Annotated in this window: 12 protein-coding genes and 1 pseudogene; 2 read left to right on the forward strand and 11 right to left on the reverse strand. The window is 66.4% G+C overall.

Features of this window, described 5'->3' with window-relative positions; all coding sequences use genetic code 11:
* Window positions 1-16: 16 nt before the first annotated feature.
* The 3 genes from J7J50_RS15790 to J7J50_RS15800 form a co-directional block, all read right to left on the reverse strand.
* Window positions 17-886: a hypothetical protein gene (locus J7J50_RS15790; protein ID WP_215056690.1), complete on the reverse strand. Its 870-nt coding sequence runs from the start codon at window positions 884-886 to the stop codon at window positions 17-19.
* A 160-nt stretch (window positions 887-1,046) separates the two neighbouring features.
* Window positions 1,047-1,199, reverse strand: coding sequence for a hypothetical protein (locus J7J50_RS15795; RefSeq protein ID WP_215056689.1), 153 nt, complete (start codon window positions 1,197-1,199; stop codon window positions 1,047-1,049).
* A 103-nt stretch (window positions 1,200-1,302) separates the two neighbouring features.
* Complete coding sequence (locus J7J50_RS15800) at window positions 1,303-2,052, reverse strand: glucose 1-dehydrogenase (RefSeq protein ID WP_215056688.1); 750 nt, start codon at window positions 2,050-2,052, stop codon at window positions 1,303-1,305.
* A 102-nt stretch (window positions 2,053-2,154) separates the two neighbouring features.
* Between J7J50_RS15800 and J7J50_RS15805 the strand changes: the two genes are divergently transcribed.
* Entirely contained in the window at window positions 2,155-2,535 is a 381-nt protein-coding gene (locus tag J7J50_RS15805) for a helix-turn-helix domain-containing protein (protein WP_215056687.1), read from the forward strand.
* Window positions 2,536-2,585: 50 nt separating this feature from the next.
* Here J7J50_RS15805 and J7J50_RS15810 read toward each other — a convergent pair whose 3' ends face one another.
* From J7J50_RS15810 to J7J50_RS15845, 8 genes are all read right to left on the reverse strand, one after another.
* A complete protein-coding gene (locus J7J50_RS15810) occupies window positions 2,586-3,890 on the reverse strand; it encodes an ATP-binding protein (RefSeq protein WP_215056686.1) in 1,305 nt (434 codons plus the stop codon).
* A gap of 9 nt (window positions 3,891-3,899) precedes the next feature.
* A complete protein-coding gene (locus tag J7J50_RS15815; protein WP_215056685.1) occupies window positions 3,900-5,261 on the reverse strand; it encodes a sigma-54 dependent transcriptional regulator in 1,362 nt (453 codons plus the stop codon).
* 133 nt (window positions 5,262-5,394) lie between these two features.
* Window positions 5,395-7,269, reverse strand: a complete 1,875-nt coding sequence (locus J7J50_RS15820; protein WP_215056684.1) for a DUF885 family protein — start codon at window positions 7,267-7,269, stop codon at window positions 5,395-5,397.
* Window positions 7,270-7,506: 237 nt separating this feature from the next.
* Window positions 7,507-8,733: an FtsX-like permease family protein gene (locus J7J50_RS15825; RefSeq protein ID WP_215056683.1), complete on the reverse strand. Its 1,227-nt coding sequence runs from the start codon at window positions 8,731-8,733 to the stop codon at window positions 7,507-7,509.
* A gap of 8 nt (window positions 8,734-8,741) precedes the next feature.
* A complete protein-coding gene (locus J7J50_RS15830) occupies window positions 8,742-10,070 on the reverse strand; it encodes an ABC transporter permease (RefSeq protein WP_215056682.1) in 1,329 nt (442 codons plus the stop codon).
* A gap of 10 nt (window positions 10,071-10,080) precedes the next feature.
* A complete protein-coding gene (locus J7J50_RS15835) occupies window positions 10,081-10,827 on the reverse strand; it encodes an ABC transporter ATP-binding protein (RefSeq protein ID WP_215056681.1) in 747 nt (248 codons plus the stop codon).
* 201 nt (window positions 10,828-11,028) lie between these two features.
* Window positions 11,029-11,247 (reverse strand): hypothetical protein, encoded by a 219-nt coding sequence (locus J7J50_RS15840; protein WP_215056680.1) that lies wholly within the window; start codon window positions 11,245-11,247, stop codon window positions 11,029-11,031.
* A gap of 2 nt (window positions 11,248-11,249) precedes the next feature.
* Window positions 11,250-12,533 (reverse strand): efflux RND transporter periplasmic adaptor subunit, encoded by a 1,284-nt coding sequence (locus J7J50_RS15845; RefSeq protein ID WP_215056679.1) that lies wholly within the window; start codon window positions 12,531-12,533, stop codon window positions 11,250-11,252.
* 188 nt (window positions 12,534-12,721) lie between these two features.
* Here J7J50_RS15845 and J7J50_RS15850 point away from each other — a divergent pair.
* A pseudogene (locus J7J50_RS15850) lies at window positions 12,722-13,270 on the forward strand (class II glutamine amidotransferase); the annotation flags it as partial.

A 13,270-nucleotide genomic window follows, 5' to 3' on the forward strand; every position in this document is an offset into this window, starting at 1 on the left:
CTTGCGGCGGGCGCGATCAAGGAACGTAGGTCACCGACTCGGTCGAGCCCACCTGCGCCTTGACGATCTGCGTGTAGTACGCGGCCGCCGTGGTGGTGTTGAGGAAGGCGTTCGGCGCCCAGATCATCACGCCTTGATAGCCGTTGCTGGCGACGCTCGCGGAGATCGTCCCGGCTTGCGAGGCCGAACTGAACTGCGGCGAGATGCCCAGGAACAAGTTGCTCTTCAGCATGCCGTAGCCGACATAGGGCGTGAGATAGCTGACGCTGCCGCCGTAGGTCATCTCATAGCCTTCGGTGAGCTGCGTGGCCGCGTTGGTGGGCGAGCTGAAATACTGCGAGTCGGACCACAGCGCCTTGCTCAGGGTCTTGCCGGAAAAATACGGATTGGCGCGGATCGCCTTGAGCACGTTATAGAACGCGGTCGCGTTGCCCGAGCAGGAGGAGTATTCGTCGTCGACGCTGATGCCGTTGAGGTCGTACTTCACCACCTCGGCCACCATCGCGTTGCCGAGCTTGGTCGCCGCGCTGGCGCTCATGTTGCACGACCAGCCCGCGTTCTGATGATTGCCCAGATACGAGATCTGCACCTTGATCCCCTTCTGCTGCAACTCCCGGACGATGTCGATGTTGTCCTTCAGGATCGCGCTCATCTCCGAGTTGTAGTACAGCACGGGAGCGTTGGGCTTGCTGCCGTTGATGTTGGCGGCGAACAGCACGAGGTCGGAGAAGAACGGCTTGCCGGTGCTGCTTACCAGATAGTGGCCGACGTCTTTCACGTCTTGCGGCGATGGATTGTTCAGGAATACGACGTTGCGCGCCGAAGCCGCGAAACTTGCAAGAAATGCCATTAGACCGGCGGCCAAAAGCGTAGATTTGCGAAGCATTGGCGAATCTCCTGTTCTGTTTTTTGGAAAAAACATTCGATTTGACGGGCGCGAACGTCCTGTCGCGATTGAGGTTCACGACCCTCCTGTCTAGAAACGGAAGCGAAGGCCACTCCCCTACATCGATGATCGTAGATTCAATGCTTCGCGCGCGATGCGATCACGTGCGCAACTTCGCCGCGATACCAAGGATCGCTTGCCTGGCCATTGCGGCGAGGCGGATGCGGGCGTCGTCGCCCGCGACTGCGATGGTGTGAACGGATGCCGCCATCGCGCATCGATGGCGATGCCGCACGGACTGCGAATCGAACATCGCTGTGTCGCCAATGTTCGCAAGCGCGCCGCGCGCCGCGATCGAAACCGCGGCGCGCAGTGCGATGGATCGAACGTCCGCGATCGCGGACGTTCGAATGACTTCAGCGCGTACCGCCGCCGGCCAGCAACTGCTCGCCGGTGAGCCAGTACGAATCGTCCGACGCCAGGAACACCGCGATCGAAGCGATGTCGTTCGGCTGGCCGATGCGTCCCAGCGGCGTCTGTCCGACCGCCCAGCTTTCGAAGTCCGAACCGATGAAGCCGGCCGACACCGTGCCCTCGGTTTCGATCATGCCCGGGTTGAGCGAATTGACCCGGATCTTGCGCGGGCCGAGTTCCCGCGAAAGCACGCCGGTGATCGCGTCCACCGCGCCCTTGGTGCCGGTGTAGACCGCGCTGTCGGCCGGCGTGATGCGGCTGACGACCGAGCCGATGTTGATGACGCTGGCGCCTTCGCCCAGATGCGGCGACGCCGCCTGGGTGGTCAGCAGCAGGCCGAGCACGTTGACGTTGAACTGCTGGTGGAACTGTTCTTCGGTGATCTCCGCCAGCGGCGCGAACGCGTAGATGCCGGAGTTGTTGACCAGCGTGTCGAGACGGCCGAACTGCTTGATCGTGGCATCGACGATGGCCTTGGCGTCGGCGGCCTTGGACACGTCGCCCTGCACGGCGATGGCCTTGCCGCCGGCCGCCTCGATGGCCGCGACCACGGCGTCGGCGCCGGCCTTGCTGGAAGCGTAGTTGACCGCGACCGACGCGCCCTGCGCGGCCAGCGATTTGGCGATGGCCGCGCCGATGCCCTTGGATGCGCCGGTGACCAGGGCGACCTTGCCTGCGAGTTTGTTGCTCATGACGGTTTGATTCCTGTGGGGTGGGTGAAGCGGGGTTAAATTCCAGTAGTTCAAAACATATGAACTATTGAACTAGAAATCAAGGGCCGATAAGATGGCGCCATGAAACCGCTGGTGCACCCCTCGATCGAGGACATCACCGTGGAGGGCGTTCTCCACGCACTGTCCGACCCCGTGCGCGCGGCGATCTACGCCCAGATCGCCGGGTCGGCCTGCGCCATGAACTGCTCGAATTTCCTGCAGATCAGCGACCGCGACATTCCCAAGTCCACGCTGTCCCTGCATTTTCGCGCCTTGCGCGAGGCCGGGCTGATCCGCAGTGAGCGCTTTGGTGTCGAGATGCACAACACCACGCGTTGCGCCGACATCGAACAGCGTTTCCCTGGATTGCTGCCGGCGATCCTGCAGGCGCACGCGGCGCAATCGGCCGGACGCGCGCGCGCGGCCAAGCGCCGCCTCGGTGCGGCGAAAAGAGCCGACTGATCAGGCGACAGAAGATCGAGCGGCGCGGAGCGATCCGCGCCGGCAGGCGATCAGTCCGGCAACACCATCGACACGCACAGGCCGCCGCCGTCGCGATTGAGCAGGGCGATGCGGCCGCCGTGCGCTTCGGCGATTTCGCGCGCCAGCGCCAATCCCAGGCCGGTGCCGTTGCGCTTGGTCGAATAGAACGGCAGCAGCGCGTTGGACAGCACCGCGTCGTTCATGCCGGTTCCGCGATCGAGAATGTCGATGCGCCAGGCATCCTGCACCCGCCGCAACTGCAGTCGCACCTCGTCGGCTGGCGATCCAGATTCGTGCGCGTTCTTGAGCAGATTGATCAGGCACTGCTCGAGCTGGGCCACATCGACCCGCGCAATCGCGTCGCCCTGCACGCCGTCGTAGGCGAAATCCACCTGGCTGCGCAGTTGTTCGACGAAGCGCGACCACTCGATCGGCTCCAGCCGCGGCGAGGGCAGCTTGGCGAACCGCGCGTAGTCGCGGATGAAGCCTTCCAGATGGCGCGCGCGTTCTTCGATGGTCTTGAGCGCGGTCGGCAGCCGTTCGTACTGGCCGCGCCGCACCAGCTCGGCGCCGGAATGGGCGAGCGAGGCGATCGGCGCCAGCGAGTTGTTGAGCTCGTGGCTGATCACCCGGATCACCTTCTTCCAGGTCTGCACTTCCTGCCGGCGCAGTTCCGCGGTGAGCTGGCGCAGCAGCACCAGTTCGTGGGCGCGGCCGTTGAGGCGGAAAATGCGCCGCGACAGGTGGTAGATCTCTTCGTTCTCGATATCGCCGACGCTGAACATGCCGTCGCCGCCGCGCTCGATGGCTTCCTGCATCGGCACCGGCGCGCGCGACAATAGTTCGCGGAAATCCTGGCCTTCCAGGCGGCGGCCTTCGCCGAGCATCTTGCGCGCGGCCAGATTGCCGTGGACGATGCGCCGCGACGGATCGACCAGCATCATCGCCACCGGCGTGTTCTGCACCATCGTGTCGAGCAGCAGTTCGCGCTGGACCAGGCTCAGGCGCTGCTCGCGCAGCGCGTCGCCCAGACGGTTGTGGCTGGCGACCAGTTCGCCCAGCTCGCCCTTGCCGGGCCAGTTGAAGCTGATCGAATAATCGCCGTCGCGATAACTGGCGACCGAGCCTGCCAGCGCGCGGAACAGCGAATTCATCGGCGCGAACGCGCGCCGCACCTGATAGACCAGCAACGGCGCCAGCACCGCCAGCACGATCGCCAGCGCCAGCCACGGCCGCGCCAGATACCGCGACAGCCACAAGGTCGCCGCCGCGCCGACCGCGAGATAGGCCAGCGCGATCGCACTGAACACCAGACTCAAGGGTAGCCGGCGCATGATCGCTCCTCAGTCGCGCTTGATGCCGAGCCGTTCCAGGCGACGGTACAGCGCCTGGCGCGACAGCCCCAATTCGCTCGCGGCCTGGGCCAGCACGCCGCCGGCGCGTTCGAGCGCGGCTTCGATGCTGACGCGGTCGAGCTCGTCGCCGCCGTTCCCGGCCGCGGCCGTCGGCGCCGGCGCCGACGGCAGGCCGAGGTCGGCCGCGCCGATGCTGTCGCCGCGCGCCAGCAGCGCCGCGCGCTGCAAGGTGTTGCGCAATTCGCGCACGTTGCCGGGCCAGTGGTGGGCCAGCAGTGCGCGTTCGGCGTCTTCGCCCAGGCGCTTGCCGGCGGCCAGCGGGTTGTCGCGCAGGAACAAGCGCGCCAGCGGCAATACGTCGTCGCGGCGGTCGGCCAGCGGCGGCAGATCGATCTGGATGGTGTTGAGGCGGTAATAGAGGTCTTCGCGAAAGCGGCCGTCGCGGATCATCGCCGGCAGGTCGGCATTGGTCGCGCTGATCACCCGCACCTTGACCTGACGTTCGCGATTGGAGCCCAGGCGCTCGAAGCGGCCGGTTTCCAGCACGCGCAGCAATTTCATCTGCCCGGCCGGCGGCAGGTTGCCGATTTCGTCCAGGAACAAGGTGCCGCCGTCGGCGGCTTCGAACTTGCCTTCGCGCATCTTGTTGGCGCCGGTGTAGGCGCCGGCCTCGCTTCCGAACAATTCCGCTTCGATCAGTTCGGTCGGCAGCGCGCCGCAGTTCAAGGTCACGAACGGGCCGGACTTGACCGCGGAGTTGGCCTGGACGATCTCGGCGATCTTTTCCTTGCCCGCGCCGTTAGGCCCGGTGATCAGCACCGGCACGTCGGCGCGGGCGACATGGCAGGCCAGTTCGATCACCCGCGCCAGCGGTTCGGAGCCGAACACCAGGCCGCGCAGGTCGTAGCGCGCTTCCAGTTCGCGATGCGCGCGGCGGCGCTGCTCGTGCAGGCGCGAGACCTCGCGCGTGCTGTTGCTCAGTTCGAGCAGGTTCTCGACGCTGGCCAGCAGTTTCTGATCGTCCCAGGGCTTGGCCAGATAGTCGGCGGCGCCGGCCTTGGCCAGATCGACGGCGATGTCCAGGTGCGTCCACGCGGTCAGCAGGATGATCGGCAGGTCCGGATAACGCGCGCGGATCGCGCGGAACAGCGCTACGCCTTCTTCGCCGGAGGTGGTGTCGGCGGTGAAGTTCATGTCCTGCAGCACCAGGCCGATGTCGTCGCGGGCGAGCCGCTCCAGGCCTTCCTCGGGCGATTGCGCGGTGACCACCTGGATCTCGCGCAGACCGAACAGAAGATCCAGCGCGGTGCCGACCGCCGGGTTGTCGTCGATGACCAGGACCGTGCGCATCAGAGTTCCGTTGTGATGAAAGAGCACAATGCCCGCGATCGAGCCGTGCCGAGTATGCCAGCGGCGACGCGGGGCGGCGAATCGCCGTTGCGGCGACGACGCCTGCCGCGGTGGGCGAACAGGCGTCGCGCGCTCACCGCGCTTGCTTCGCGGCCTTGGCCGCGGCGCCGCGCTGGGTCGCCGCGATCCACGCATCGATCCGCGTTTCCAGCTCGCGCAGCGGCAACGCGCCGCCGCCGAGGATCTGGTCGTGGAAGACGCGACGGTCGAAGCGCTTGCCCAGACTGGCCTCGGCGCGCGCGCGCAGCTCGCGGATTTTCAGCTGGCCCATCTTGTACGCCAGGGCCTGGCCGGGCCAGGCGATGTAGCGATCGGCCTCGGCCTGGATGTTGGGTTCTTCCATGTCCGAGTGATCGCGCATCCACTGCACCATCTGTTCGCGGGTCCAGCGCTTGTAGTGGACGCCGGTGTCGAGCACCAGGCGATTGGCGCGGATGAGTTCCTGCGAGAGCCGGCCGAAGTCGCTGTACGGGTCCTGGTAGAACCCGACTTCCTTGCCCAGGTCTTCCGAATACAGGCCCCAGCCTTCGATGAAAGCGGTCTGGCCGAGCAGGGTGCGGAACTTCGGCAGTTCCGGCAGCGCGCGCGACATCGACAATTGCAGATGATGGCCGGGCACGCCTTCGTGATAGGCGACCGCTTCGATCGTGGTCAGCAGGCGCTTCTCGGGTTCGCCGGTGTTGACCGTGATCAGGCCCGGCCGCTTGCCGTCCGGCGTGCCGGCCATGTACTGCGCGGCCGAGGCTTCCTTCTCGCGCCAGGCTTCCACCGACTGCACCTGCACCTGCGTGGTCGGCAGGGTGGCGAACAATTCCGGCAGCCTGGTTTCCATCTTCGCCAGATACTCGCGGTACAGATCGAGAATCTGCTCGCGCGAGGTCGCATGGCGCTTGGGATCGGCGGCGACGGCGTCGCGCATGGTTTTCAGGTCGGCGTAGCCCAGCGTCTTCGCGATGCGGGTCTGTTCTTTCTCGATCCGGGCCACTTCGCTCAGGCCCAACTGGTGAATTCGCTCGGGCGGGGTCGAAGAGGTGGTGAACTGCTCGATCGCATAGCGGTACAGGCCGTCGCCGCCGGGCAGCGACCACACGCCGTACTGCTCGCGGCCCTGCGGCGCGTATTCCTTGCCGACGAACTCGGCGAGCTGGCGATAGGCCGGACGCACCTGCTGATCGACCGCTTCCAGGATCTGCTTGCGCAAGCGTTCGCGTTCGGCCGCCGGCACGCTGTCGGGGAATTTCTTCAGCGAGGCGGCGAAGACGTTGTCCTCGCCGGCGGCGTCGGCGATGCCGTTGCACTGCGCGGCGACCTTGTCGAGCAGGTAGCGCGGCTGCATCAGCCCGTCCTTGGCGCCCTGCCGCGCGACTTGCGTGACCTGGTCGAGGATGCGCGGAATCTCGCGCAGACGCTTGAGGTAATCGTCGTACTGCTGGGTGTCGTTGAACGGGAAGGCCTTGATCATTATGGTCAGGATCAGGTGCGTACCGTTGAACTGATCCAGCGGCATTTCATGGGTCTTGAGCGCGTAGCCGCGCAGATCGTTCTCCAGCCAGCGCACCATCAAGCGGTGGTTGAGCAGATCGCCTTGCGGGAAACCGCGCGTGTCCACGGACTTGAAGCGCGCCAGCATCGCGCGCGTGGCCTCGTTGTGGCGCTGCGCGCCGGCCAGCGAGAAATCGCTCCAGGCATCGTTGTAACGGTAGTCGCCGAAGAAGCTGGCCTGCTCGGGCAACTCGCGCATCATGCCTTCCCACTGCTCGTCCATCAGCGCGTTGAAGGCTTTCAGGCGCGTAGCGACATCGGCGGCCTGGGCGCTCGCCGCGACGGCGGCGGATGGCTTCGCCGCGTGCGCGGCCGGCAGCCAGGCCGCGCCGATCAGCGCCGCAGACAAGACGGCGGTGCGCAGCGATGCGCGATGCGACGGGCGGTGCGGGAACGAAGGGCGCATGGTGATCTCCGTGGTGTCGGGCGGGGGCGAGGCCGGTCGCGTCGTCCCGATCCCGTCCGGGCGGCCGGACAGGGGGCAGGTAAGCAGATGCGGTGAAGGCGGCATCGGTGGCGCAGCTTGCCTGAATCCGCGCGGTGCCAGCATCCGACTTTTGCGACAGGCGCGCGAGCCGCATCGTGAGATGTAACCGCGATGCGGTCGCGGCGATCGCCGGGGCCCGGCCGCGAGCGCGCTCGATCAGGCCGAACGCGTCGCCAGCGCCGGCGGCACCATCGCGGCGCGGCGCGCCGGTCCGTACACCGCGAACTGGCCCAGCAGCCACAGGCACAGCGCGCCCATCGGCAGGTACAAGGCCGGCAGCCGCGGCAGTTCGTAATACTTCATCAGCGCCAGATTGATCGCGAACGCCAGCGCCATGCCCAGGACGATGCCGATGCTGGTCAACAGGAAGTTCTCGGTCTGGAAGTAACGCAGGATCTGCCCCTGGGTCGCGCCGAGCGCGCGCCGCACGCCGATCTGCTTGGTGCGCTGCTGGACCCAGAAGCTGGCCAGGCCGACGATGCCCAGCGCGGTCACGATCAGCAGGGCGATGCACACCGCGCCGAGCAGCCAGACCATCGAGCGGTCGGTCTGCAGGTACCTGTCGGCCATGCTTTCGACGAGAGCGTTCTTGTCGCTGAGGATGCGCAACGGTCCGTTCTTGGCCAGCGCCTCGCCCGCGGACTTGAGGATCTGCTGGCGTTGCGAGGGGTCCACCCGCAGCAGATAGATGCCGTCGTCGTAGCTCATCTCGATCGGGAAGATGACCGAATACTCCGCCGAGCCCAGGCCGAAGCCTTCGTTCGGGCGCAGCAGGTGTTCGACCACGCCGACCACATGGGTAGGCGCATCGCCCCAGGAGTAGAACGATTTGCCGAGAGGGTCCTGGCCGGGGAACAGCTTCTCGGCCAGCGCGCGGGTGATGATCGCCGAGGACACCGGATAGTTGGCGCCGGGTTCGCGAGCTTTCGCGTAGTTGATCATTTCTTCCGGGTTGAAGTCGCGGCCGGCGATCAGCTTCAGGCCCATGGTCTTGATGAACTGCGGATCGCCCAGATAGATCGAGACGTTGGTGGTCGGGACCTTCTGATCGGAGCTGAGATTGATGCCGCTGTTCCAGGAAGAATCGCCGTAGCGCACCTGATTGACGACGGTCGCGGCCTTCACGCCCGGCAGCGAGCGCAGCAGGGCCAGATCCGCATGCGTCAGCGCCTGTTTGTCGCCCTTGGCGTTGATGCCGCGGATCGCCACGCGCAGCAGTTCGTTCTCGACCATGCCGCTGGGACGCTGCATGCGCTGGATGCGGTTTTCGATCAGGAACACGGCGTTGCAGATGATCGCGCAGGTCAGCGCGACTTCGAACACGATCAGTGCGGCGGCGGTCTTGTGCCGGCGCAACGTGGTCAGGATGGGGCGGATGTCCATGCGTGGCCTCACTGGCTCTTGAGCTGGATGGCGGGCGTCACCTGGCAGGCGCGCCAGGCGGGCAGCAGCCCGGCCAGCACGCTGGCGGCGATGGCCAGCAGGAAGGTGGTGAACAACATGTTCATGTCCAGCCGGGCCAGCGCGGCGTAGGCCACCGGCTGCTGACGCACGGCCCACAGGCCGAGCTGCGCGAGCAGCAGACCGAGCAGACCGCCGGCCAGACCGATGGTGCCGGCTTCGACCAGGCACTGGGCGAAGATGGCGCGACGGGTCGCGCCGAGGGCGCGGCGCACGCCGATTTCGCCGGAGCGGCGCAGGAACTTGGCCAGCAGCAGGCCGACCGTGTTGAGCAGGCACACCAACAGGAAGCCGAACGCCAGCCACATCTGCAGGCGCACGTCGCCCGGCACCACGCGCTTGAAGTCCAGCCATTGCATGATGCTGTCCAGCTTGGGCGCGGTCGGACGTTCGAAGCGGCCGGCGCTGCGCTGCTGGGCGACGTAGTTGGTCAGATAGCGGCGGTATTCATCGACTTTCCGCGGCGTGCGCAGCTCGACCCAGTACTGCACCCAGGCGCACTCGGCGCTGAGGCTTCGGTTGCCTTCCTCGTCCTTGTTGTTCTCGCCCCAGCAATCGACACTGCCTTGCGCATCCATGCGCAGATCGCGGGAGGTGCTGAACGGCAGGAACAACTCTTCGGGCTCGCCGAAACCGCGTTCGACGCTGAGGTCGTAGAAATTGGGCTGCGGATGCCATGGCTTGATCACGCCGATCACGCGGAACTCGTGCTTGTCCAGCCACAGCGACTTGCCCACGCTGTTGCCGCCGCCGAACAGTTTCATGTTGAGTTCCGATCCGATCACCGCCACGCGTGCGCGTCCAGCGTCGTCTTGCGCGGTCCAGGGCGCGCCGTACTCGAACGGCGCTTCGAACATGGCGAAGAAATCCGCCGAGGTGAAACGCGAGTCCTGGCGGATCGGCGGCATGCCATTGCTGCGCGGCTCGATGGCGACGGCGCCGCTGGACATCAGCGCCTGGCGGTCGCCGCGCTTCTCGCGCAGCAGGGCTTCGGCGTCGAAGCGCGTGAAATTGTCGTGCGGCTCGTCGCCGGGGGTGTAGTCGTCCATCGGGCGCGGATCGATGCGCGGATGGAAGATCTGCCCGCTCTTGTTCGGAAGCGGATCGCCGGACAGCACGTGGAACACGGTCAAGGTGGTCATCGCCGCGCCGATGCCGAGCGCGATGGCCAGCACCATCAACGCGGTCAGCACCATGTTGCGCTTGAAGCTGCGCAGGGCGAGCTGGAAGTAATAAGCGAACTGGCTGTTGCCGGGCATGCTCGCGACCTCAGACGGTGGTGGTGTCGGCGCCGGTGTCGGCGGCCGCGAACTCGGTGGACATGGGCGCGCGGATCAGGCTGGGTTCGGCGCGCAAGTCGGTGGCCATGCCATCGACGATGTGCACGTTGCGCTGCGCGCGCGCGGCCAGTTCCGGATCGTGGGTGACCATGATGATGGTGGTGCCCTGGCTGTTGATCTCTTCGAGCAGTTCCATCACCCCGCGCGCCATCTGCGAGTCCAGGTTGCCGGTGGGTTCGTCGGCCAGCAGCAGGCGCGGCGAACCGGCCAGGGCGCGCGCGATCGCGGCGCGTTGTTGCTGGCCGCCGGACAGTTCGGTCGGATAGTGGCGCATGCGCGAGCCCAGGCCGACCTGGGTCAGCGCTTGTTCGATGCGTTGCCTGCGTTCGGCCGCGGGCATGCGCCGGTAGCGCAACGGCACGTCGCAGTTGTCGAACAGGTTGAGGTCGGGAATCAGGTTGAAGCTTTGGAAGATGAAGCCGATCTTCTGGTTGCGCAGGCGCGAGCGGGCGTCGTCGGACAAACCGCTAACGTCCTCGCCGTCGAGCTTGTATGCGCCGCCGCTGAAGGTTTCCAGCAGGCCGGCGATGTTGAGGAAGGTGGTCTTGCCCGAGCCCGACGGCCCGGTCACCGCGACGAACTCGCCGGTGCGCACGTGCAGATCCAGCGAGCGCAGGGCATGGGTTTCGACGAGTTCGGTGCGATAGACCTTAGTGACCTGGCGCATGTCGAGCATAAGGGAGTTTCCTTGCTTGATTCGTTATTGGATGTGTATTTCTGAGCGTTCGCTTCGTTGCCCGGCTTTTGCCGTCATCCCCGCGAAGGCGGGGATCCAGAGACTTCAGCGTAAGGCCTGGATAAAGCCCTGGATCCCCGCCTTCGCGGGGATGACGAACAAAAGCGCGGGCGAGTCGGCGAACATTGCGGCGCCGACCACTCAGCGAACCGCAAACATCGGCAGCGCGCAAGCGGTCAGGTAACGGCCCAGGCGGGAATTGCGCCGCGCGGCGGTTTCGGCGTTGGCGCTGCGGGCATTGCCGGCATCGCGGACCTGATCGAAATCGATCAACTGATGCAGGCGCAGCGGGACCGCGTCGGTCAGCTGCTGGGCGTTCCACTGCGGGGCGAAGTCGTAGGCGTAGTTGGCGGCGTTCATGATCATTCTCCAGAAATGCGGGCGGTTTGGGCGTTGGCGAACTGGTCGCTGCCGGAGACGACGATGCGGTCTCCCGGCTGCAGGCCTTCGAGGATCTGCACATTGCTCAGGCTGCTGGCGCCGGTGCGGATCGGGCGGCGCGTGGCGATGCCGTTGTGGACGACGTAGGCGCTGGTGCCGCCGGACTGTTCCAGGAACGGTCCGCGTTCGACGATCAGCGTGTCGCGGCGGGTGTCGAGCACGATGCGCGCGCTCAGGCGCTGGCTCTGGCGCAGGCCCGGCGGCTGCTTGTCCTTGAAGCGCAGGCGGCTGACCACTTCGCCGTTGACCACTTCCGGCGACACCGCCGAGATCTGCGCGGCGAAGGGCTCTCCGTTGCCGTTGGTGATCTGCGCCGGAATGCCGATGGCCAGATCGCGGGCGAAACTCTCCGGCACCTTGATCTCGACTTCGAACACGCTCAGATCGACCACGCTCAGCACCGGATCGTTGATCGCGACATTGGCGCGCTGGGCGACCTGGACCTGGCCGACCTGGCCGTCGAACGGCGCGCGCAGGGTCAGCGCTTCGACCTGGCGCTGCGCCTCGGTGGCGATCGCGCGCTGGCGATCGGCGAGCAGACGCTTGTTGCGCGCATCCAGGTTGGCGCTGCGGCCCTGGCGGCCGATGTCTTCGCGCGCATGGCTCAGGCCGATGTCGGCCTTCTGCAGATCGTCCTGGGCCTTGGCGACATCGACCTTGGCCACCGCGCCGCCTTCGAAGGCGCGCTGATAGCGTTCCAGGTCGCGCTGCGCGGCGACGCGATCGATCTGCGCCTGATCGAGTTCCTTCTGCGCGATGGAGCGGGCCAGTTCGCCGTCGAGTTCGGCGCGGCTGGCTTCGGCTTCCAGGCTGGCGAGGGTGGCCTGCTCCTGCGCCAGCTTGCTGCGCAATTCCGGGCTGTCGATCTCGGCCAGCATCTGGCCCTTGCGCACCACGTCGCCGGCGACGACTTTCAGATCGACCGAGCCGCCGGCGATGGCGTACAGCACCGGGCTGTTGGCGGCGATGACGCGGCCGTCGGCGGCGATGTCGCGGATCAGATCGCCGCGCTTGACCTCGGCGATGCGCAGGCGCTCGGCCGAAACCGACACACCGCTCGCGCTCCAACCGGACAACAGCCACGCGCCGGCGCCCAGGGCCAGCACGCCGGCGCCGGCGCCGAGCGCCCATTGCCGGCGATGGCGGCCGTGCACGCTGGCATCGGCGAGGCGGCGGTCTTGCGCGGAGGTGTCGCGGATGCTCATCGGCTCGAACTCGGTGAAGGGGCTTTGCCCTTAACCCACGCACAACCCGTGCCAACTGCAAGCCATTGAATTTAAAGGGCGGGCAGCGGTGTCCGGGCGTCCGTCCGGACGGACACCGTGTCCGCGCGGACATGGCCTTTATGGCCGACGGATACAATGGCGCGGTCCATCGAAGGAGTTGCCCCAGCATGTGCGGAATCGTCGGCGCGATTGCGGATCGCGATGTAGTACCGGTCCTGATCGATGGGCTCAAGCGTCTGGAATACCGCGGCTACGACTCGGCCGGCATCGCCGTGTTCGACGGCGCGCAGCTGCGCCGCGTGCGCCGCACCGGCCGCGTCAGCGAGATGGAGAACGCCGCGCAGGCGGAAGGCTTCCACGCTCAAGTCGGCATCGGCCATACCCGCTGGGCCACCCACGGCGGCGTCACCGAGGCCAATGCGCACCCGCACATCAGCTTCGGTGAATTGGCGGTGGTGCATAACGGCATCATCGAAAACCACGACGAGCAGCGCGAACGCCTGCGCGCCGCCGGCTACGCCTTCGAATCGCAGACCGACACCGAGGTCATCGCGCATCTGGTGCATTTCCACCAGCAGCAGGGATTGGATCTGCTCGCCGCGGTGCAGGCGGCGGTCAGCGAACTGGTCGGCGCCTACGCAATTGCCGTCGTGAGCAAGAACGAACCCGGCCGTTTGATCGCCGCGCGCATGGGTTGCCCGCTGCTGATCGGCCTG

Origin of the sequence: Lysobacter sp. ISL-50 (assembly GCF_018612875.1) — a bacterium.
Lineage (GTDB): Bacteria > Pseudomonadota > Gammaproteobacteria > Xanthomonadales > Xanthomonadaceae > Lysobacter.